We start from the raw sequence: 22,382 nt of genomic DNA on the forward strand, positions 1-22,382 counted from the left end.
TCAACATCAATTCACTTCGTTCATTGTGTTTCCTTTATCTCATTGCAAAGTGCTCCAGTTTGTACGTTGCTAAACGGGCGCTTACGCTTTAGATTCTGTTTTCTTCCTAAAGAATTCATAAAGTGATTTTAATGTTTCTGCATCAAGTTCAATTTGATTTTCGTATGCGTATTTTACCGCGTACCCCATTGCTAAAGTCATTCCTCCAGCAATACTACCACCGGCTACTGACCCTGCACCAGGTACAAATTTTACTACCTGTCTAAATAATGTTTTACCAATGTTTCCTGTAATGGTTGCGATTAATAATTCCTTCGCTTTCGCTTTGGAAAGTGGTTTTTCATAAAGTGCAGCTAGTTTGACCATCAATCCAACTTGAATTCCAGTTAATGGGATGACATCTGAACCAGGAATTGGTGCAGCTCCAACTGCTGTCGCAGAGCCTGAAGCAGCTAATATCCACTTATTCGCAGTTGATGACTTCTCTTTAATTAACCTCGCAAATTGGATTTCTTTATGCTTTTTTTTGAGGATATCCAAAATTTCATTTCTTAGTTTATCGATATTCTGTCCAGTTCTTGAGGAAATTGGCACCACCTTGAACTGGTTGCCGGTATGTTCCTTCACATAATTTACTAAGCTAGGAATATCATCAGCAGCATCTATTTTATTTAAGACGAAAATAATATCTTTATTTGTCTTGCGAATTAATTCAAATGATTTTCTTTCACCCTCAGAAAACACTGTACCTGCTGCATTAAGGAAAAATAACACAATATCAGCATCTTTGTAGAAGTCTAAGGTTTCTTTGGAGTTATGCTCGTTAATATCATCTAGGCCTGGTGTATCTGCAAAAATAATTTTATCACGGTACACGTAGCGATCAATTCTCGTTGTTTCACCTGGTTTTGCACCAACTTCAGCGACCTCGTCACCAATCAAGAGATTAATCGTCGATGACTTACCAGTGTTGACATCACCAATCATGGCAAATAAAATTTCGGCGTTTAATTGTTTATTTACTCTGTCCGTTTCTTCATCGAACGCTATATTAAAGTCATTCTCGTTGTATTGTTGCATGTGTACCACGCTCCTTAGGGATATCATAACAAAAATAGACATTTTTTGATAGAAAATTTAGTGTGGATGAAATCTTAATAATATTACCCTAAAACCCTATGATATAATCGAGATAATTCGCAAGATACACTCATACAATAGTAAAAGGATAATTTAAATAAAGTGAAGGTGATTCGGCATGCAAATTATTGATGCGCATTGTGATGCTTTGTATAAATTGCAACTGGCAAAACGAGGGACTTATTTCAAGCATGAGCTGAATTTTCGTGATGCTCCTGAACTTGAAACAAATTTATACCGACTTCAACAGGGAAAAGTAAAGGTACAGTTTTTCGCGATATTTGTATATCCCGAGATACCTTCGAGTGAACAATGGCAACATGCATTGGAACAGGTCGACGTATTCCATACAGAAGTCATAGGAAAAAATCCGGAAATGAAGCATATTAAATCTTTCAAAGATATCGCGTTACTTAAAGCAGATGAAATTGGCGCTGTCCTTACACTCGAGGGATTAGATTGCATTGGCAATGATTTGATGAAGCTTGAAACCTTGATTCGATTGGGTGTTTTATCAGTCGGGTTAACTTGGAATAATGCTAATCTTTATGCAGATGGAATTGGAGAAGAACGGGGAGCAGGGCTGACTGCATTAGGAAAAGAAGCCATTAGCCTAATAAATAAACATAAACTTTTAACAGATGTCTCTCACTTATCTGACCAAGCATTTTGGGAAGTACTGGAGCTAGCAGATCATCCATTTGCAAGCCATTCAAATGCTCGCGCGATTCACCCTCATAAACGAAATTTACCAGATGAAGCAATCCAAGCTTTATTTGAAAAAGGTGGTCAGCTTGACGTAGTGTTCCATCCCTCATTCATAAGCGATAACGGAGAAGAAACGGACATAACTGATTTAATCAGACATATCGAACACCTTTATTCCTTAGGCGGAAAAAACAAAATTGGCTTTGGTTCCGATTTTGATGGAATAGAGGTATTCGTCAAGAACCTTGAACATGCAGGGAAATACCAGCTCCTTATAAATGAGCTCTTAAACTATTTTCCCGAAGAAACTGTAAAAGGCTTTGCATATAAAAATATGATGTACTTTTTAGCTAGAGTGAAATAAAAAAATCCTGTGCACTTAGATAATCATCTAGTTGCACAGGATTTTTTAAAACTTCTGCCCATAATACTTATCGATTGTAAATCCTCTACCCAGAATTTCTGACGCATTAATAAAGATAACGAAAGCATCTGGACTAACCTCTTGTAATTTTTTCTTTAACTTAATTGCTTCTTGATGTTCTGTCACACATAAAATCATCGTTTGCTTCAAATTAGAATAGCCACCGACACTGCGAACTTTTGTCATGCCACGGTCAATTTCGTTATGAATAATCGACTGAACTTGATCTTCTTGATTTGTAATAATAAGGACAAGCTTGTTTGCAGCTGTTCGTAATTCGACAAAATCAATTGCTTTACTCGAGAGGAAAATTGCGATTAAAGCAAATAAAGTTAATTCCAAACTGAAAACAAAGATAGATGTAATAACAACAAGACCATCAATGATGAGCTGTGATAAGCCACTGGAGATTTTCGTGAAGTGCTTTAGAATCTGCGCGATCGCAGTTGTTCCTCCAGTTGAACCGTTTCCTTTATAAACAATTCCTAGTCCAACTCCGAGTAATATTCCTCCGTAGATAGCTGCTAGCAATGGGTCCGTGACCTTGACAGGAATGTCTTCTGATAGAAAGATAACGAACGGTAGAAAAGTAATACCAACTAAGGATTTCCAACTGAAATCTTTTCCTAAAATAAGCCAACCCAAAATGAAGATTGGAATATTGATAGCAAATTGTATAAGTGCAGGGCTAATGCTATAGAGTTCAAAAAGTATGGTACTTAAACCAGATATTCCTCCTGCTGCTAATTTCGCAGGAAGCAGGAACATATTATATGTAAGACCGACAATCGTAGAACCAATAAGAATATACATGTATTGCGTAAATTGGCTTTTTGTATTCATTTTGCAAGATTCCCTTCGAAAAATAATACCCTATTAACTTTAACACTTGCGCCTGTTGTAGTAAACACAATTATTCAAGCTATTATTTTTAGAAAAAAAGGCGAAAAAAAGAAGCTAGACAAAAGTTATATTAGTAACCTAAAATAACTTTGTACTAGCTCCTTATTTGAATCTATAATTTAACTTCTTCTTTACTCTTAATTGGCTCGATCCATTGGAATGGATCTTCAATTTTTCCATATTGAATACCTGTTATGGTGTCGTAAACTTTCTTCGATAGTTCTCCAGTGTGACCGCCATTGATCTGATATTCATTTCCTTCCCAAGCGAGTAGTCCGATTGGTGAAATGACCGCTGCTGTTCCAGAACCAAAAGCTTCTTCTAGTTGGCCTGCTTCATGTGCTTCTGCCAACTCCTGCATGCTGATTCTCTTTTCTCTTACTGGAATATCCCAATGTTTTAAAAGTGTAATGACCGATTCACGAGTTACTCCAGATAAAATACTACCGTTCAGTTCTGGTGTAACGACTTCTCCGTTAATTTTAAAGAAGACGTTCATGCTGCCAACTTCTTCAATATATTTTTTCTCGAGTCCGTCTAGCCATAGTACTTGTGAGTATCCGTCTTTTTCAACGACTTCTTGTGCTTTTAAGCTGGATGCATAGTTACCTCCAGTTTTCGCTTCACCAGTACCACCTTTTACCGCACGAACATATTTATTTTCGACTGCAATTTTTACTGGGTTAATACCTTCTTTGTAATAAGAACCTACTGGCGACAAAATAATCATTAACTTATAATTATGTGATGGTGCGACACCGATAAATGGTTCCGTTGCAATAATAAATGGACGAATATAAAGAGAAGTACCATCTGCATCAGGCACCCAATCTTGATCGATTTCAATTAATTTTTTTAGAGCTTTTAGTACAAAATCTTCATCAATTTGTGGGATGACAAGTCGGTCATTTGATTTATTCAAGCGTTCAAAGTTTCGTTTCGGGCGAAATAATTGGACGTCCCCATTCTCCGTGCGAAATGCTTTCAACCCTTCGAATACCGATTGGCCATAGTGGAATATCATCGCAGACGGATCCACCATGATTGGCTGATATGGTAGAATCGCTGGGTTATGCCACCCTACTGGTTCGGCATAATCCATTACAAACATGTGGTCTGTAAATATTCTGCCAAATTCTAATTGATTTGCTTTAGGTTTTTCCTTCAATGATGTGCTTTTCTCAACGTGAATTGACTGTTCTTCCATATCGCTATCTCCTTATATTAAAAAGTTATCCCTTATCATAATGGATTTTAAAATTTTAGGCAAGTCAATTTTCGAAATTTATCAAAAAAGACTAAAATTTATTGAAAGTATGTTAAATTAAATGTACTTACAGTGTGAGGAGGGCTTTTCTTGATTAAAGCAATATTTTTTGACCTTGATGATACTATCCTTTGGGACGAACAGAGCGTAAAAGACGCATTTGAACAAACATGTAAAATTGCCGCAGATAAGTATGAGTTGGATACCAATGAATTAGAAAAAAATGTGAGAGAGCAAGCGACAAAACTATATGCTTCATACCCTACATATGAATTTACAAAGATGATTGGGATTAATCCCTTTGAGGGTTTATGGGGAGATTTTCCTGATGAAGGTGGAAAGTTTCCTGAGATAAAAGAAATTGTTCCGGCGTATCGTAAGAATGCTTGGACGCTAGGTCTTAAGGCAATGGGTATTAATGATGCGGCTTTGGGAGCTGAACTTGGTGAAGCTTTTCCCCGCGAAAGAAGAAAAACAGCGCGACTTTATGAAGAGTCTTTTGAAATTTTAGATGCACTATGGGATAAATATGAGCTTTTACTACTTACAAATGGTTCACCAGACCTGCAAAATACAAAGCTTGAATTAACTCCAGAGCTAGAGCCTTACTTTAAACATATTATAATTTCTGGTGCTTTTGGAAAAGGGAAGCCTGATCCAACGATTTTTGAACATGCCCTAGAACTTATGAATGTGCAGGCTGACGAAGTCTTGATGGTTGGCGATAATTTAAATACGGATATTCTCGGAGCGGCGAGAACGGGGATTCCTTCTGTGTGGATTAATCGTAAAAATGTTCGACCAGAAAGAGTTCGGCCAGACTATGAAATTACTAATTTGATGGATCTATTACCTTTGCTTGAAAAAATAAATAATAAATAAATTTTTGGAAGCTTAATAAGTCGAGCAAACCTCGTCATGTTAAGCTTTTATTTTATACGAATATTGTTGGAAATGTAAGAAACTTTAAACGAAATAGAAAATTATACATTGAAATATTAAATAATTAGCTTTATAATGATTCGAAAATGAAGGGTGGTCCAGATGATGACAAAAGATATGCGAATTAATAGCCATGTTTTTGATGGTAAAATGCGTTCACCCAACCGTGCGATGCTACGTGCAGTGGGTTTGACAGATGAGGATTTTAAAAAACCGATGATTGGAGTAGCTGACACAGAAAGTGATGTTACCCCGTGTAATGTTCATCTTGGGTCACTTGCAAAAAAAGCGAGAGAAGGCGTGAGGGAAGCAGGCGCAGTGCCATTCCTTTTTCATACGATAACTGTTTCTGACGGAATTTCTATGGGAACTCCAGGCATGCGTTACTCTCTACCAAGTCGAGATATTATCGCAGATTCGATTGAGACGGTTGTAGGTGGGGAAAGTTTTGATGGACTTGTCGCCTTCGGTGGCTGTGATAAAAATATTCCAGGTTGCATGATTGCGATTGCTAATGCTGAAATCCCATCTGTCTTCGTATATGGAGGAACGATTGCTCCAGGAAATTTAAATGGAAAAGATATTGATTTGGTTTCCGTGTTTGAAGGTGTTGGAAAAAATAATAACAATGATATCTCGGATGATGAGCTACGAGCGATTGAATGTGCAGCTTGCCCTGGTGCTGGTTCTTGTGGTGGAATGTACACAGCAAACACAATGGCTTCTGCAGTGGAAGCTTTGGGAATGAGTTTGCCAGGTAGTTCATCAAATCCAGCAGAGTCAGAAGATAAAGAAGTGGATTCTAAAGAAGCTGGCCAAGCTGTTTATAATTTATTAGAAAAAGGAATTTATCCAAAAGATATCATGACAAAAGAAGCATTCGAAAATGCAATAACAGTTGTCATGGCTTTAGGTGGATCTACAAACGCGATTCTACATTTGCTAGCAATTGCCCATGCGATCGAGGTTGATTTAACAATCGATGACTTTGCACGCATGCAGAAAAAAGTACCTCACTTAGCTGACTTGAAACCAAGTGGTAGATTTGTTTTCCAAGATTTATATCATGTCGGTGGTGTGCCAGCAGTGATGAAACTACTACTGGAGAACGGCTACTTGCACGGAGATTGTTTAACAGTTACTGGAAAAACATTAGCTGAAAACCTAGCGGAAGTTCCGGATTTGAAAGAAGGTCAAGAGGTAATTATGCCGCTGGATAATCCAAAACGGAAGGATGGTCCGCTAATCGTATTGAAGGGGAATTTGTCGCCAGAAGGTTCTGTTGCTAAAGTGTCTGGAGTTAAAGTGAAGAAGCACACTGGTCCAGCGCGTGTCTACAACACAGAAGAAGAAGCGACTGCAGCAGTAATGAACAACGAAATTAACGAAGGCGATGTGCTTGTTATTCGCTATGTAGGACCAAAAGGTGGCCCAGGCATGCCTGAAATGCTTTCGATTTCTAGTATTCTAGTAGGAAAAGGACTCGGAGAAAAAGTTGCATTGCTTACAGATGGCCGTTTCTCTGGTGGGACTCATGGACTTGTAGTTGGTCATATTGCACCTGAAGCCCAAGTCGGAGGACCAATTGCATTTCTAGCGGAAGGTGATCTCGTTACAGTTGATACAGAGGAGATGGTGCTTACCTTTGATGTTTCCGATGAAGAGATTGAGAAACGGAAGAGAGATTGGGAAGCACCACCACTATATAAAAAAGGTGTGCTCGGGAAGTATGCACATAACGTTACGAGTGCTTCGAAAGGTGCAGTTACAGATTACTTAAATAGATAATATTTTACCCTAGGCTTGGATGCCTGGGGTTTTTTATGGTTTTTACTTGGATTGATGCTGATATTTTACGGAATGCTGAAGTTCACAATCAAGTCGCCGAAGTTCACAAGCGACTCGCCCAAGTTCACAGGCCGACCACCCAAAGTTCACAATTACCTCGCCGAAGTTCACAATTCAACTCCTTCCACGAACCTCATCTCTAAACTTTTTTACGAGAAAGCTGAAGTTCACAATCAAGTCGCCCAAGTTCACAAGCGACTCGCCGATGTTCACAGGCCGACCACCCAAAGTTCACAATTACCTCGCCCAAGTTCACAATCTCAACCCATCCCACCACCCTCCACCCCCACACTAAACCCCCTCCCACCCCAAAAAGTCTAACTATTCCCTTACTTCTAAAATAAATTTTAAAAAAGTTTTATTCATAACAATGCATGATGATACAAGAGATGTAAGCGCAATCAATTTAATTGATTTATCTAAAGTATCGAAAAACTTTCAAAATAGGTGTTGACGACTTGATATAAAAGTATTATGATAAGCGACAACATCAAAAAACAAATAAATTTTTAACTTTTGTTCATGCATATTATTAATAAATATGTATAAACTGTTTAAAGTGAAAATTCTTGAACTTAAACTAAATATCAAAACGCTATGACGGGAAAAAAAGAACAATAACATGATATTCACAGAGAGCTGGGGTTGCTGGAAGCCCAGAAATATCAATTGTTCTGACATCATCTCTGAGTGCTTAACTGAACGGATACTCCAATTAGGTTAAGCCAGGTGCACCATTATGCACCTGTTATCCAATCAAGCTGAGTATATAGCTTGATGAGGCAGTATTCGTAAGAGTGCTGTAAATATGGGTGGTACCGTGAAGAGCAGACGCTTTTCTCCCCAATATTCTTGCATGAAGCAGGTCTATTTGTTGGGGTGAAGAGCGTCTTTTTTTATTTCAAAAATGCAAATTATCAAAAGGAGGTTTATTGAATGGCGGTGGAAGTGAAACAAACGACAGAAATTAAACATGAGCTCTTAACAGGTGCTGATGTACTTATTGAAGCCTTAGTCGAGGCCAAAGTAGAAAAGGTTTTTGGATATCCTGGTGGTGCTGTTTTACCGATTTATGATGCGATGTACCGCCATAACTTTCCTTTTGACCATATCTTTTGCAGGCATGAACAGGGAACGATCCATGCAGCAGAAGGATATGCGAGAGTTACCGGCAAGCCAGGCGTTGTGATTGCTACATCAGGTCCAGGAGCAACGAATCTCATTACAGGGATTACCGATGCAATGATGGATTCCTTACCGCTAGTGATTATTACAGGTCAGGTTGGTCAAAGTGTAATTGGAACAGATGCTTTTCAGGAAGCGGATATCCTAGGAATTACCACACCAATTACAAAATATAACTACCAAGTGCAGGATATAAAAGATTTACCACGAATTGTTCGGGAAGCATTTTATATCGCTACAACTGGTAGACCAGGCCCAGTACTCATTGACATACCAAAGAATATTGCAGCTGAAGTAACTGCAGGTGGCTTTGATAATTCCTTTCACTTACCAGGATATCAGCCAACAATGAAACCAAATCCATTACAAATTCAAAAACTTGGAGCATTACTTGAAAAAAGTGAAAGACCAGTTTTACTAGCTGGAGCAGGAATTCTATTCGCTGATGCTAGCGAACAGCTCATGAATTTTATTGAAAAATATCAAATCCCAGTTGTAAACACACTTCTTGGATTAGGGAATTTCCCAGGAGACCATCCATTATTCCTCGGAATGGGAGGAATGCATGGAACGTATACAGCAAACACAGCAATCTACGAAGCGGATTTATTAATTAATATTGGAGCCCGTTTCGATGATCGGCTAACAGGTAAAATTGCAAACTTTGCTCCAGGAGCTAAGGTCGCTCATGTCGATATAGATCCTGCTGAAATCGGAAAAATAATTCGCACGGACATCCCAATTGTTGCTGATGCCAAGAAAGCACTCCAAGCCTTAACAAATTTAAAAATAAACAAACCAGATATAAAAAGTTGGATAGATCACATAAATGAAAATAAAGCGGAATTTCCTTATTGGTATGACAGAGGAAAAGAAGCAATCTCACCACAATGGCTCATTGAAGAAATTCATGAAAAGTCAAAAGGAGAGGCAATCGTAGTAACCGATGTCGGTCAACATCAAATGTGGGCAGCTCAATTTTATGCTTTTAGAAAGTCACATAATTGGGTCACATCAGGAGGGCTTGGGACAATGGGATTCGGCTTACCAGCTGCAATAGGTGCACAAATCGGACGTCCCGATGCTCAAGTAATTGCGCTTCTTGGTGATGGTGGTGTACAGATGACGATTCAAGAGTTAGGCGTCATCCAAGAATTAAAACTACCAGTTAAAGTTTTTATCATAAATAACGAAGCCTTAGGAATGGTTAGACAATGGCAGCAGGAATTCCATGGAGAAAGATACTCTAGCTCCTTGCTTCCAGCAAATCCAGATTTTATTAAAATTGCGGAAGGTTACGGTATAAGAGCCGTGAAAATTGATAATGAAAAAGATGTTCCTGAATTGCTTGAAGAAGTATTTGCTTATGAAGGACCAGTCGTCATTGACTTCCGCGTCGAAAAGTTCGCTAAGGTACTTCCAATGATAGCACCAGGAAAAGGCATCAATGAGATGGTGGGGGTGAAGGCGTGAAGCGGATAATAACCTGCACCGTACAAAATCGCGGGGGAGTATTAAACAGAATTACCGGAATGTTTTCAAAAAGGCAGTTCAATATCGAAAGTATTACAGTTGGAGAATCAGAATCAGACGGGTTAGCAAAAATGACCTTTGTCGTCAATGTCGCAGATGAACATAAATTGGAGCAGCTAACAAAGCAGCTTCACAAACAGATTGATGTCATTAAAGTAAATGATATTACTGATAAATCAATCGTCGCTCGGGAGCTTGCGCTTGTAAAAGTAGCAGCTAGTGCCCAAGTAAAAGCAGAGATTCAAGGTGTCATTGAACCTTTTCGAGGAACAGTCGTAGACATCAGTAGAGAGACGATGACCATCCAGGTTACAGGAAAAACAGATAAAATTGACGCATTTATTTCCTTGTTAAAGCCTTATGGGATCAAAGAAATCGCAAGAACAGGTGTCACAGCATTATTAAGAGGACAGCAAGCAAGTCAACAATTAGTAGAAGTAAATGCATTTCCACTATAAAAATAAAACCTGGAGAGGAAGATAAAAATGGCAAAAGTATTATATGACCAAGATATTAATAAAGAGGTATTGGTAGGAAAGAAAATTGCAATTGTAGGATACGGTTCACAAGGACACGCCCATGCACAGAACTTAAGAGATAGTGGGTATGATGTTGTCGTTGGATTACGTGCAGGAAAATCAGCACAAAAAGCAGAGGAAGATGGATTTGATGTTTTCCCAGTTGATGTCGCTGTAAAACAAGCGGATGTCGTTATGATTCTTTTACCTGATGAGTCACAGGCAAAGGTTTATGAAGAGAGTGTTAAACCGAATCTTGAAGAAGGAAATTCACTTGTATTTGCCCATGGATTCAACATCCATTACTCACAAATCGTACCACCAGAAAATGTGGATGTTTTCTTAGTTGCACCAAAAGGGCCAGGGCATCTTGTCCGAAGAACATATACAGAAGGAGCAGGCGTACCAGCACTATATGGAATTTACCAAGACGCAACAGGAGCGGCAAAAGAAACTGCATTAGCTTATGCTAGCGCAATTGGTTCAGCACGTGCTGGAGTTCTCGAAACAACTTTCCAAGAAGAAACCGAGACAGATCTATTTGGAGAACAAGCAGTGCTATGTGGAGGAGTTACAAGCCTCATTAAAGCTGGTTTTGAAACGTTAACTGAAGCAGGATACCAACCTGAAGTTGCCTACTTTGAATGTTTACATGAAATGAAATTGATCGTTGACCTTCTATATGAAGGTGGACTAGAAAACATGCGTTACTCGATTTCAGATACTGCACAATGGGGTGATTTTGTATCAGGCCCGCGTGTAATCAACGAAGATACGAAAGCTAGAATGAAAGATATTTTAACAGATGTACAGACAGGTGCATTTGCTAAGGGCTGGATTTTAGAAAACCAAGCAGGCCGTCCGCAATTCAATGCAATTAATCAAGCTGAGAACAAGCATGAAATTGAAACTGTAGGAAGGGAGCTCCGTGACCTCATGCCTTTTGTAAAACAACCAATTCAAACACAACAAGACAAACAAAAGGGAGCGAAGGAATATGTCCAGAATTAAAATATTTGATACAACCTTGAGAGACGGCGAACAATCGCCCGGAGTAAACCTTAATCAATTAGAAAAACTTGAAATTGCAAAACAGCTTGAACGCCTTGGAGTAGATAGAATGGAGGCTGGCTTTCCAGCTTCCTCCAAAGGTGACTTTAATGCAGTGAAAGCTATTGCAGATACGATACAAAATACATCTGTTATTGCTTTAGCACGAACAGTAAAATCAGATATTGATACAGCTTGGGAAGCATTAAAAGGCGCGAAAAAGCCAGCTATCCATATATTTATAGCTACATCAAAAATTCATATGGATTATAAATTACGAAAAACTCCAGAAGAAGTGATTCAAACTTCTGTTGAGATGGTCCGCTATGCGAAAGAGAAGTTTGACGAAGTACAGTGGTCAGCTGAAGACGCATCACGTTCTGACTTGGGTTTTCTAGCAGAAATTATTGATAAAGTAATTGATGCTGGGGCAACAGTAGTCAACTTGCCTGACACGGTCGGTTATACGACACCTGCAGAATATGGAGCGATGTTTAAGTATATGAAGGAACATGTACCAAACATTGATAAAGTTACTCTTTCCTGTCATTGCCATGATGACTTGGGGATGGCTGTCGCTAACTCAATCGCTGCCGTTGAAAATGGTGCAACACAAGTAGAAGGAACGATCAACGGAATAGGTGAACGTGCTGGAAATGCTGCCCTTGAAGAAGTTGCAGTTGCGCTAAATATTCGTTCTGATTTTTATCCATATGAAACAGGGCTTGTCTTAAATGAGATTAAGCGTTCAAGCGATCTAATTGCAAAGCTTACTGGGATGCAAGTACAGGCAAATAAAGCAATTATCGGTCGAAATGCATTTGCACATGAATCGGGAATTCACCAAGATGGGGTATTGAAGCATGTGGAAACATATGAAATTATCACTCCTGAAATGGTTGGTGTAACTAAAAACACATTATTCCTAGGCAAACATTCTGGACGTCATGCATTTAAAGAAAAAGTTCAAGAATTTGGCTTTGAACTAACAGAGGCTGAATTACAAGATGCTTTTACGAGATTTAAACAATTAACGGATTATAAAAAAGAAGTAACTGATGATGATATTTACACCATGTTAATGGAAATTAAAACAGATGCTACCGAGGTAGATAAATATATTCTATCAAACTTCCAAGTGTATTATGGCACAGGTAATACACCAACAGCAGTTGTAAACCTTGAAACACCAGATGGAGAGCATCGAGAGGCTGCACTGACTGGTAGAGGAAGTGTCGAGGCTCTTTATAAAACAATCGAATCCTTGATGGACCAAGAATTAAAGTTGATTGACTACCAATTAAGCTCAGTCGGCGGTGGAAAAGACGCATTAGCGGAAGCTTATGTACAAATGAATGTTGACGGAGAAACGATGAACGGTCGCGGTTCACATCAAGATGTACTCATGGCTTCAGCCAACGCATTTTTAAATGCAGTCAATCGTTACTTGATGACTAAGTCAACAGCAAGAAAAGTCGAAGTCGTTCCATAAAAAGTAAAACGTGCAATACAAAAAACAGAGAGGGGATCCAACAATGAAAAAACAGATCATTTTATTACCAGGTGACGGTGTCGGTAAAGAGGTTATGGCAAGTGCAAAGCAGGTGTTACAAACGATTGCTCAGGAATTTGAACATACATTCTCTTTCCATGAATATGCAATTGGTGGATCCGCGATTGACGAATACGGTGTTCCTTTACCAGAAGAAACGATTGAAGCATGTGAGAATGCAGATGCAATTTTATTAGGTGCGGTAGGTGGTCCAAAATGGGATACAGTTCCAACTCATATACGCCCTGAACAAGGTCTTTTACAGATTCGTAAACAACTAGGTTTGTTTGCAAATCTTCGCCCAGTAAAATTATATTCATCTTTGTTGCATGCTTCACCACTAAAAGAAGAAGTAGTTGCGGGCAGTGATATTTTAATCATTAGGGAATTAACTGGTGGACTATATTTTGGTAAACCGAGTGAACGCCGTAATAACGGAAACTCTGTTGTTGACACATTGCATTATGAACGACATGAAATGGAACGTATTATAGAGAAGGCATTTGAAACAGCCAGAACAAGAAAGAAACATTTAACTTCTGTAGATAAAGCAAACGTTTTAGAATCAAGCAGAATGTGGAGAGAAATTGTAGAAGAAAAAGCAAAGAATTATCCAGATGTAACTGTCGAGCATCTATTAGTTGATGCAGCAGCAATGAAATTAATCACAGCACCTAGTCAATTTGATACGGTAGTTACGGAAAATCTTTTCGGAGATATTTTAAGTGATGAAGCTTCTGTAATTACTGGTTCACTAGGCATGTTACCTTCAGCGAGTGTAAGGGCAGATGGGTTAGGTTTATATGAGCCAATCCATGGTTCAGCACCTGACATTGCAGGTAAAGGAATTGCAAATCCACTAGGAATGATTTTATCAGCAGCATTCATGCTAAGAAATTCGTTCGGACTAGAAGAGGAAGCAATTGAAATTGAAAGAGCAGTAGATGAAACACTAAAACAGGGTTATCATACAAAAGACATCCAAATGAAGCAAGGTGTCGAAGTAACCACAAAAGAAATGACCGACGCAATCATCGAAAACCTATCAACAAGAAGCATCTCAGATAGCATTTCGTTTATGTATGCTTAAGAAAAAAATTTAACTGTTAAGACTTTGTTTATAACAGATTAAAAGAGTAGAACTAGCTTCGGAAATATACGAAGACTCCAGCGGGAAGAAAGGCATAGGTGAGATTACGCAGTGCGCAAAGCGCGCAAGTAAGCTCATCAGCCGCCCGCGGAAAGCGAAGTATATTTCCGAAGCGGGTATATGCTCATAAAAAACAAAAGATTTTATTATAATTAAAACTAAAATTCGTAAAGAGAAAAAAACGTCGAGAGGTGAGAGAAATGGGGAAACCTGAAACAATTATAAAGAAAATATGGGATCAACATGTTGTCCATCAAGAGAAAGGGAAGCCGGATCTCTTATATATCGATCAGCATTTAATTCATGAAGTCACCTCACCACAAGCATTTGAGGGATTAAGACTAAATAATAGAACAGTACGTAGACCAGACCTAACCTATGCAACAATGGATCACAACGTACCAACGAAAAATCGGGAAGTCATTAAGGATGAAATATCCCGTAAACAAATGGAAACATTAAGACAAAACTGTGAAGAATTCGGAATAAAATTAGCAGATATGTTTCATCCTGACCAAGGAATTGTACACGTTATTGGTCCACAACTTGGATTAACACAACCAGGAAAAACAATTGTTTGTGGAGATAGTCATACATCGACACATGGAGCTTTCGGCGCTCTGGCATTTGGGATTGGAACAAGTGAAGTTGAACATGTACTTGCAACCCAAACCATCTGGCAAGAACAACCGAAAACAATGAATGTAAAAGTAGTTGGCGATCTTGGTCCAGGAGTAACAGCTAAGGATTTAATTTTAGCGATTATTGCTAAGTTTGGTGTTCGATTTGGAACAGGTTATGTCATGGAATATACAGGAGAAGCCATTCGCAATTTATCTATGGAAGAGAGAATGACTATCTGTAATATGTCGATAGAAGCCGGTGCTAGAGCAGGATTGATTAGTCCTGATGAAAAAACGGTAGAATATTTACGAGGTAGAGAATATGTTCCAAAAGATGAAGCATATGAAGAGTTAAGTAAAGAATGGTTACAACTTGCAACAGATGAAGGTGCTGTTTATGACCATACAGTTGAAATTGATGCAAGCGAAGTAGAGCCACAAGTTACTTGGGGAACAAATCCAGGAATGTGTGTGCCAGTTAGTGGAAGTACGCCATACATCAATGAATCAGATAATGCAGATGAGGTAAATCGCGCATTAGAATATATGGGATTAGAAGAAAACCAACCGATCACTTCTATAGAGATACAACATGTATTTATTGGTTCATGTACGAATTCTCGACTTAGTGATTTACAAAAAGCTGCAGCTATCATTGAAGGGAAACATGTAAAAGAAGGGGTCAAAGCAATTGTTGTTCCCGGATCTTTTAGTGTAAAACTTCAAGCTGAAGCAGCAGGCATTGACAAAATCTTTAAATCAGCTGGCTTTGAGTGGCGAGATTCTGGTTGTAGTATGTGCCTAGGAATGAATGATGATATCGTACCTCCAGGAGAAAGATGTGCATCTACTTCAAATCGAAACTTCGAAGGTAGACAAGGAAACAGGGCGAGAACGCATCTTGTTAGTCCAGAAATGGCAGCAGCTGCAGCAATCGAGGGCAAGTTCGTCGACGTACGTGAATTTACTAAGGTAGCAATATAAGAGGAGGGATAATATGGAAGCAATAAAACAGCATGAGGGATTAGTTTATCCATTGAACAGGGTAAATATTGATACCGACCAAATTATTCCTAAACAATTCCTCAAGCGAATTGAAAGAACTGGATTTGGACAATTTCTTTTTTATAATTGGCGCTTTGATGATGAGGGTAAATTACGAGAGGATTTCAGTTTAAATACTCCAAAGTACAAAGGTGCATCAATTCTTATAGCAGGTGAAAACTTTGGATGTGGTTCTTCAAGAGAACACGCACCATGGGCATTATATGATTATGGTTTTAAAGTGGTCATTGCTCCGAGCTTCGCAGATATTTTTTATAACAATGCATTGAAGAATGGCATGATTCTTGTAAAACAAAGTGAAGACCAAATAAAAAAATGGGCGGAAAAAGCAGAGTCAGGTCAATTACATTTAGAAATTGATTTACAAAACCAACAGATAACAGATGATGAAGGTAAAGTTATCTCCTTCGACATACCAGAATATCATAAGGAAAAGTTAATCAATGGCTGGGATGACATTGCTCTAACTTTATTACAAGAAGAAAAAATATTAGCATTTGAAAGTCAAAGATAGCAAAAGGATACTTTCTTAATGAAAGAAATTAGGAAAGTTCCGATAAAAATTGAAGAAGTATGAAGATCTAGATTTTATAAACTAAACCTGTTTCTTCTATAGTATATATAAATTATTTTTCTACTATTATATAGAAGAAACAAGAAATAAGGAGAGTGGCTATCTTGGGGATTTATTAACAGGCGAAAAAATTTATCAAGCATGGAAACGTTTAGCACCACTTGTGCATCAGACACCATTATTAACTTCTCAGACGATTGATCAAATTGTCGGGAAAAATGTGTATTGTAAAATGGAAAACCAGCAGAAAACAGGTGCATTTAAATTTAGAGGGGCGACATTTAAATTAATGCAGCTCACGAAGGAAGAATTAAATCAGGGAGTAATAACAGCATCAGCTGGTAACCATGCACAGGGTGTAGCATATGCGGCAGCTAAACTAGGTGCTAAAGCAAAAATATTTATGCCAGAAAGAACACCCAAAGCCAAAGTGGAAGCGACGAGTAACTATGGAGCAGAAGTTGTGCTTGTTGGTGAAAGTTTTCAGGAAGCATATCAGGCATCAAAAGAACATGAACAAACGAGTGGAATGCTTTATATCCATCCATTTGATGATCATGATGTGATGGCAGGACAAGGTACAATTGCAATGGAGCTTTTACGCCAAGAAGATAGAATTGATACGATTCTCGTCCCAATAGGGGGCGGTGGTCTCATTAGTGGAATTGCGGTTGCATGTAAACATATCAATCGTCATATTCGAGTAATTGGTGTTCAAGCGAGCGGTGCACCGGCAATGTATGAGAGCTTTCATAATAACCATGCAACAAGTTTAACAGAAGTGAATACACTAGCTGACGGAATTGCGGTAAAGGAGCCAGGCAAACACACCTTTCCTATTATTCAAGAATATGTAGATGATATTATTACTGTTACTGACGAAGAGATTTCAGCAACGATTTTATTCATGCTTGAAAGGAATAAAACGTTAATTGAAGGAGCAGGTGCAGCAGCTTTAGCAGCTCTATTTGCAAACCACGAGACGATTAAATCACGCCATACCGGTGTAATTGTTAGTGGAGGAAATCTTGATATAAGTATGATGGCAAGGATTCAACAACTTGCAGAAGGCCTCCATTATACAAAAAAAGATAAAGCTCTAGCCTACTAAACAGAAACAGTATCTGTGGTTATTATCAGATACTGTTTTAATTTGTCTAATAAAAAGGCTAAATCAAGTTTTGGAAACATATGAAGACTCACCAGGCACCTGTATGAATTTCAATACGATTTTATCCTCAATAAACAAAGAAAGTTAATTTACATACTACATTTGAAAACAAAAAGCACTTATAAAAACATAATTAAAAATAAATAACTGAAAAATTTATAAAACTTTTTTTATGATTATATGTTAATACTGTAATAATTTTCAATTTAATATTTATAATACAGCTTTAATTTCTTGAAATAGGAAAAGATAAAAAGTGAAAAATTTCTTCGCTTAATAAAAAATCCCGAAAGTAATTTTAGAATTATTAAGAGCAAAAATTAATAAAAACAGAAAACTTTATTATGTTTATTCACGAAGTTTATCAAAAATATTTATTTTCCAAATTATTGCTTAAGCTAATGATTGCAGGGTATTTGGAGATACATAACGACAAATGTGCAAAAAAAGAGGCGAACAAAAATTATTTATCTTATTGCATTTTTTTAATCATTCCCTTATAATCGCATTACTATATTTATTTGTTACAATTCTATTACATTTTTTTTAGAATAATATTACTTTTTCATGCAAGAGGAAAAAAATCAATATTGTATTAGAGAGAAGGTTAAGAAAAAAATAATAAAAAGTAGTATAACAGTTAAATTAACTGAAAATAAAAAGCAGTTGCATAAACTAAAAAAAATGATAGAATAGAACAAGTAAGTAAATCAAAATTGTCAGAAACTTATGATATCTTGATTGCAAATTTAATGACCCTTAGCGTCAAGGTCATTTTTAAAAAAGAATTTTAATTCACTAAGGGGGATTAAGTTGAGTAATAAATTATTAGAACTTAAGAATCTTACTACGTCTTTCCGAATTGGCGATGGGTACTATGCTGCGGTAGACAATGTAACTTTAACACTAAACAAAAATGAAGTTTTAGGAATTGTTGGAGAGTCAGGATCAGGTAAAAGTGCTCTAGCCTATTCCATAATGAGATTACATAATCGAGCAAAAATCGAAGGTGAAGTATTACTTAAAGGGAAAAACTTAGTTAAAAGTTCTGTTCCGGAGTTAAATAAATTACGCGGTGATGATTTAGCAATGATTTTCCAAGATCCGTTGACAGCTTTGAATCCATTGATGGAAATCGGCAGACAAATCTCGGAAACTTTGGTCCTTCATCGTCCGAAAATGACTAAAAAACAGCGTTATGAAAAAGTAATTGAATTATTAAATCAAGTTGGACTTCCACGTCCTGAACATGTTTATGATCAATTTCCTCATGAATTATCAGGTGGAATGAGACAGCGTGTTATTATCGCAATTGCGATTGCAAACCAACCCGAATTGTTAATAGCAGATGAACCAACAACAGCATTGGACGTAACAATTCAGGCTCAGATCCTCGATTTAATTCGAGACTTGAAAGAAGATATGGAAGCTGGAATCATTCTAATTACCCACGACTTAGGTGTAGTTGCTGAGATGGCAGATAGAGTTGCAGTAATGTATGCAGGTGAAATTGTTGAGATCGCAGATGTACATACGTTATTTGAAAATCCACTTCATCCGTATACAAGATCTTTACTTAATTCTGTACCCGCAGAGGGAGAAGATAAACTTCATGTTATCCAAGGAATTGTTCCTTCGCTAAAGAATCTTCCGAGAAAAGGCTGTAGATTTGCAGCACGTATACCTTGGATAGATGAATCGGCGCATGAAGAAAATCCGGTATTACATGAGGTAACACCAGGACACTTTGTACGTTGCACATGTCATAGCCATTTCTACTTCCCAGATAATAGCAAGGAGGCAGAAACGAATGGGGTTTCTTGAGGTAAAAGATTTAAAAGTGCATTTCCCAATTAAAGGTGGAATTCTTAACCGAACAGTTGGACATATAAAAGCAGTAGATGGTGTTTCTTTTTCACTAGAACAAGGTAAAACTTATGGTCTTGTTGGAGAGTCAGGTTCAGGGAAAACGACTACAGGTCGTGCAATAATTGGCTTGAACGATATCACTTCTGGACAGGTTTTATTTGAAGGAAAAGATATTACATCTAGAAGAAGTATGACAAAGGAAATTAGAAATGACATCCAAATGATTTTCCAAGATCCTTATTCATCACTGAATCCAAGAAAAAGAGTTTTAGATATTATTGCAGAACCTATACGGAACTATGAAAAGTTAACTAAAGGTGAACTTTATAAAAGAGTAGAAGAATTATTAGAACTGGTAGATTTAAGTCCAGAATCTATATTAAAGTATCCTCATGAGTTCTCTGGTGGTCAAAGACAACGTATTGGCGTAGCTCGAGCAATTGCTTTAAAACCAAAGCTAATTATAGCTGATGAGCCAGTATCTGCATTAGATGTATCTGTACAGGCTCAGGTATTAAACTTTATGCAAGATATTCAAGACGAACTTGGTTTAACATATCTATTTATTAGTCATGATTTAGGTGTTGTGAAGCATATGTGTGATGATATCGCTATTATGTACAAGGGTCGATATGTTGAACAAGGCTCTACAAAGGATATTTTTGAAAATCCACAACATATATATACGAAACGCCTTGTTGCGGCAATTCCTGATATGAATCCAAGAAATCGAGCGGCACAAGTTGAGTACCGCCAAGAAATACAAAAGGAATATGAGCAATCCTACGATGATTACTTTGATAGTGAAGGGTTAGCTTACGGATTACAAGCTGTCTCTGATACACATTCAGTTGCTCTACCAGAGAAAGGTTGATACGTATATGTGGAAATTTATAGTTAGACGTATTATTATTACATTCCCGCAAATTGTGTTATTAAGTTTACTAGTTTTCATCATGGCACAATTCATGCCTGGTGACGCACTTACAGGGATGCTTGACCCTAACGTAGATCAAGCAGCTGTTCAAGAACAGCGTGAAAGAATGGGATTAAATGATCCTTGGCACATCAAATATGCTGACTGGGTTACAGGCGCGGTCCAAGGAGATTTTGGACAGTCGTTCCGATTTAAAATGCCAGTTACAGACTTAATGGAGCAACGTATTTATAACTCTGTATGGTTATCATTAGTAACATTAATATTTACATATGTAATCGCGATTCCTCTCGGTATTACAAGTGGTCGTTATAATGATTCTGTACTTGATTCAGCCATAACCGGTTATACCTATTTAGGATTCGCCACACCATTATTCATATTTGCTTTAGTTATGCTCTGGGTGTTTGGATATCAGCTCGGTTGGTTCCCAACTAGTGGTAGTGTGACCCCAGGTCTACAACCAGGAAGTTTTGAATATGTATTAAGTAAATTTAATCACTTGTTACTGCCAGGGTTATCCATGGCTTTAATAGGAACAGTTTCAACCGTGCAATATTTGCGAAGTGAAATTGTAGATACAAAACAGAAAGACTTTATTATTACCGCAAGAGCAAAGGGAGCTTCGGAATCTAGGGTCTATAATAAACATATTCTAAGAAACTCGTTATTGCCGATTGCCGCTTTCTTTGGATGGGAGATTACAACATTAATTACTGGTTCAATCTTTATTGAACAGATTTTTGGATATCCAGGTATGGGAGCATTATTCATAGAATCTATTAATCTACGTGATTATAGTGTTGTAACCGCAGTTGTTGTGTTATTTGGAGTAGCATCCATTCTAGGGGCGTTATTATCTGATATTATTCTTAGTATTGTTGACCCGCGTATTCGTATTAAGTAATTTAGAACTCGATAGACTCTGAGGTGATAAAAATGGAAGAAAAAAATATGGAAGTTGTAGAAAAAGATATATCTGCAACAAAAAGTCCGTCGGGTTTTAGTATCATATGGCGGGAGTTAGTTAGAGATAAATTAGCATTAGTATCATTAATATTCTTTGTATTAGTAACCGTTGGTGTTTTCGGTGTTTCATTAGTACTAGATCAAAAAGAAATTGTAAAAGTAGATTTGTTTGCTCTGCATCAACCACCAAATGAAGACTTTATACTAGGTACAGACTATGGTGGAAGAGATGTATTTGGACAATTGATTATAGGAACAAGAAACTCATTATCTATTGGATTTTTGGTTACATTCTTTAGTGGTTTAATCGGCGTAACTTATGGAGTTATTTCAGGTTACTTTGCTGGCCATATTGATAACGTGATGATGCGTATACTAGATTTCTTTATGATTCTACCATCAATCATGATTATCATCGTATTTGTTTCGATCTACCCAGGTTATAATATTTGGTCATTCTCGTTCATTATGACAATGTTCCTCTGGATGGGGATAGCCAGAATGATAAGGTCGAAAGCCTTACAGGAAAAAGAGCTAGATTATGCGCAAGCATCCAAAACGCTCGGATCCAGTAATTTCAAAATTATCTTTACACAAGTTTTACCTAATATTACGTCATTAATTATTGTTACGATGACGTTAAACTTAGCAGCCAATATTGGGTTAGAGTCCGGACTATCATTCTTAGGATTCGGTTTCCCAGAAGACATACCAAGTTTAGGTACTTTACTGAGCTATGCTAGAAACCCACAAACACTTGAATTTAGATGGTGGATTTGGGTACCAGCAGCAATCATGATCCTATTGTTAATGTTATCTGTTCGTAACGTTGGAGAAGCATTACGACGTGCGGCAGATTCTAGGCAAAGAAGAGGATAATTTCATCCTCTTCCAAGCCAACCAATTTAGTTACTTACATCAATATAAATCCTTTTATTGATGTTTAGTATATAG

General features: G+C 37.6%; 18 protein-coding genes. 15 read left to right on the forward strand and 3 right to left on the reverse strand.

The annotated features are described in order from the left end of the window. Window positions 1-81 precede the first annotated feature (81 nt). Window positions 82-1,080 carry a YcjF family protein gene (locus ACXYMZ_RS06220; RefSeq protein WP_458947519.1) on the reverse strand — a complete coding sequence of 333 codons (999 nt, stop codon included), beginning with the start codon at window positions 1,078-1,080 and terminating at the stop codon, window positions 82-84. 178 nt (window positions 1,081-1,258) lie between these two features. Here ACXYMZ_RS06220 and ACXYMZ_RS06225 point away from each other — a divergent pair, with 178 nt between their 5' ends. Continuing rightward, window positions 1,259-2,212, forward strand: coding sequence for a dipeptidase (locus ACXYMZ_RS06225; RefSeq protein WP_458947520.1), 954 nt, complete (start codon window positions 1,259-1,261; stop codon window positions 2,210-2,212). 45 nt (window positions 2,213-2,257) lie between these two features. Here the strand turns inward: ACXYMZ_RS06225 and ACXYMZ_RS06230 are convergent, their stop codons facing one another. Both ACXYMZ_RS06230 and ACXYMZ_RS06235 read right to left on the reverse strand, forming a co-directional pair. Then, complete coding sequence (locus tag ACXYMZ_RS06230) at window positions 2,258-3,115, reverse strand: YitT family protein (RefSeq protein WP_458947521.1); 858 nt, start codon at window positions 3,113-3,115, stop codon at window positions 2,258-2,260. Between the two features lie 172 nt (window positions 3,116-3,287). Then, complete coding sequence (locus ACXYMZ_RS06235) at window positions 3,288-4,382, reverse strand: branched-chain amino acid aminotransferase (RefSeq protein WP_458947522.1); 1,095 nt, start codon at window positions 4,380-4,382, stop codon at window positions 3,288-3,290. A gap of 150 nt (window positions 4,383-4,532) precedes the next feature. Here ACXYMZ_RS06235 and ACXYMZ_RS06240 point away from each other — a divergent pair, with 150 nt between their 5' ends. From ACXYMZ_RS06240 to ACXYMZ_RS06305, 14 genes are all read left to right on the forward strand, one after another. Next, window positions 4,533-5,324, forward strand: coding sequence for an HAD family hydrolase (locus ACXYMZ_RS06240; protein ID WP_458947523.1), 792 nt, complete (start codon window positions 4,533-4,535; stop codon window positions 5,322-5,324). A 165-nt stretch (window positions 5,325-5,489) separates the two neighbouring features. Next, window positions 5,490-7,172, forward strand: coding sequence for a dihydroxy-acid dehydratase (gene ilvD, locus ACXYMZ_RS06245; RefSeq protein ID WP_458947524.1), 1,683 nt, complete (start codon window positions 5,490-5,492; stop codon window positions 7,170-7,172). 996 nt (window positions 7,173-8,168) lie between these two features. Further along, window positions 8,169-9,890, forward strand: coding sequence for a biosynthetic-type acetolactate synthase large subunit (gene ilvB / locus ACXYMZ_RS06250; protein ID WP_458947525.1), 1,722 nt, complete (start codon window positions 8,169-8,171; stop codon window positions 9,888-9,890). Continuing rightward, the gene (gene ilvN / locus ACXYMZ_RS06255; RefSeq protein WP_458947526.1) at window positions 9,887-10,408 is read left to right on the forward strand and encodes an acetolactate synthase small subunit; all 522 of its coding nucleotides are present in this window, start codon (window positions 9,887-9,889) and stop codon (window positions 10,406-10,408) included. The genes ilvB and ilvN overlap by 4 nt, the downstream gene beginning before the upstream one ends. A 27-nt stretch (window positions 10,409-10,435) precedes the next feature. Continuing rightward, complete coding sequence (gene ilvC / locus ACXYMZ_RS06260; protein ID WP_458947527.1) at window positions 10,436-11,479, forward strand: ketol-acid reductoisomerase; 1,044 nt, start codon at window positions 10,436-10,438, stop codon at window positions 11,477-11,479. Continuing rightward, window positions 11,466-13,010, forward strand: coding sequence for a 2-isopropylmalate synthase (locus ACXYMZ_RS06265; protein WP_458947528.1), 1,545 nt, complete (start codon window positions 11,466-11,468; stop codon window positions 13,008-13,010). The genes ilvC and ACXYMZ_RS06265 overlap by 14 nt, the downstream gene beginning before the upstream one ends. A 43-nt stretch (window positions 13,011-13,053) precedes the next feature. Next, on the forward strand, window positions 13,054-14,160 hold the full coding sequence (gene leuB, locus ACXYMZ_RS06270) for a 3-isopropylmalate dehydrogenase (protein WP_458947529.1): 1,107 nt from the start codon (window positions 13,054-13,056) through the stop codon (window positions 14,158-14,160). Between the two features lie 260 nt (window positions 14,161-14,420). Next, the gene (leuC, locus tag ACXYMZ_RS06275; RefSeq protein WP_458947530.1) at window positions 14,421-15,827 is read left to right on the forward strand and encodes a 3-isopropylmalate dehydratase large subunit; all 1,407 of its coding nucleotides are present in this window, start codon (window positions 14,421-14,423) and stop codon (window positions 15,825-15,827) included. 13 nt (window positions 15,828-15,840) lie between these two features. Beyond that, the gene (gene leuD / locus ACXYMZ_RS06280) at window positions 15,841-16,422 is read left to right on the forward strand and encodes a 3-isopropylmalate dehydratase small subunit (RefSeq protein ID WP_458947531.1); all 582 of its coding nucleotides are present in this window, start codon (window positions 15,841-15,843) and stop codon (window positions 16,420-16,422) included. A 223-nt stretch (window positions 16,423-16,645) separates the two neighbouring features. Then, window positions 16,646-17,593: a threonine ammonia-lyase gene (ilvA, locus tag ACXYMZ_RS06285; protein ID WP_458947532.1), complete on the forward strand. Its 948-nt coding sequence runs from the start codon at window positions 16,646-16,648 to the stop codon at window positions 17,591-17,593. A gap of 873 nt (window positions 17,594-18,466) precedes the next feature. After that, window positions 18,467-19,477 (forward strand): ABC transporter ATP-binding protein, encoded by a 1,011-nt coding sequence (locus tag ACXYMZ_RS06290; RefSeq protein WP_458947533.1) that lies wholly within the window; start codon window positions 18,467-18,469, stop codon window positions 19,475-19,477. Further along, entirely contained in the window at window positions 19,464-20,396 is a 933-nt protein-coding gene (locus ACXYMZ_RS06295; RefSeq protein WP_458947534.1) for an ABC transporter ATP-binding protein, read from the forward strand. Before ACXYMZ_RS06290 ends, ACXYMZ_RS06295 begins: the two co-directional genes overlap by 14 nt. A 7-nt stretch (window positions 20,397-20,403) precedes the next feature. Further along, window positions 20,404-21,366 (forward strand): oligopeptide ABC transporter permease, encoded by a 963-nt coding sequence (opp4B, locus tag ACXYMZ_RS06300; RefSeq protein ID WP_458947535.1) that lies wholly within the window; start codon window positions 20,404-20,406, stop codon window positions 21,364-21,366. A 32-nt stretch (window positions 21,367-21,398) separates the two neighbouring features. Further along, on the forward strand, window positions 21,399-22,307 hold the full coding sequence (locus ACXYMZ_RS06305; RefSeq protein WP_458947536.1) for an ABC transporter permease: 909 nt from the start codon (window positions 21,399-21,401) through the stop codon (window positions 22,305-22,307). Window positions 22,308-22,382: the final 75 nt, after the last annotated feature.

Source organism: Oceanobacillus sp. CAU 1775 (assembly GCF_054482815.1).

Bases quoted from the DNA above. Each gene is read 5' to 3' on its own strand.
- ACXYMZ_RS06220 (WP_458947519.1), bottom strand. From the start codon at position 1,080: ATGCAACAATACAACGAGAATGACTTTAATATAGCGTTCGATGAAGAA.
- ACXYMZ_RS06225 (WP_458947520.1), top strand. From the start codon at position 1,259: ATGCAAATTATTGATGCGCATTGTGATGCTTTGTATAAATTGCAACTG.
- ACXYMZ_RS06230 (WP_458947521.1), bottom strand. From the start codon at position 3,115: ATGAATACAAAAAGCCAATTTACGCAATACATGTATATTCTTATTGGT.
- ACXYMZ_RS06235 (WP_458947522.1), bottom strand. From the start codon at position 4,382: ATGGAAGAACAGTCAATTCACGTTGAGAAAAGCACATCATTGAAGGAA.
- ilvD (WP_458947524.1), top strand. From the start codon at position 5,490: ATGACAAAAGATATGCGAATTAATAGCCATGTTTTTGATGGTAAAATG.
- ilvB (WP_458947525.1), top strand. From the start codon at position 8,169: ATGGCGGTGGAAGTGAAACAAACGACAGAAATTAAACATGAGCTCTTA.
- ilvC (WP_458947527.1), top strand. From the start codon at position 10,436: ATGGCAAAAGTATTATATGACCAAGATATTAATAAAGAGGTATTGGTA.
- ACXYMZ_RS06265 (WP_458947528.1), top strand. From the start codon at position 11,466: ATGTCCAGAATTAAAATATTTGATACAACCTTGAGAGACGGCGAACAA.
- leuB (WP_458947529.1), top strand. From the start codon at position 13,054: ATGAAAAAACAGATCATTTTATTACCAGGTGACGGTGTCGGTAAAGAG.
- leuC (WP_458947530.1), top strand. From the start codon at position 14,421: ATGGGGAAACCTGAAACAATTATAAAGAAAATATGGGATCAACATGTT.
- leuD (WP_458947531.1), top strand. From the start codon at position 15,841: ATGGAAGCAATAAAACAGCATGAGGGATTAGTTTATCCATTGAACAGG.
- ACXYMZ_RS06295 (WP_458947534.1), top strand. From the start codon at position 19,464: ATGGGGTTTCTTGAGGTAAAAGATTTAAAAGTGCATTTCCCAATTAAA.
- opp4B (WP_458947535.1), top strand. From the start codon at position 20,404: ATGTGGAAATTTATAGTTAGACGTATTATTATTACATTCCCGCAAATT.
- ACXYMZ_RS06305 (WP_458947536.1), top strand. From the start codon at position 21,399: ATGGAAGAAAAAAATATGGAAGTTGTAGAAAAAGATATATCTGCAACA.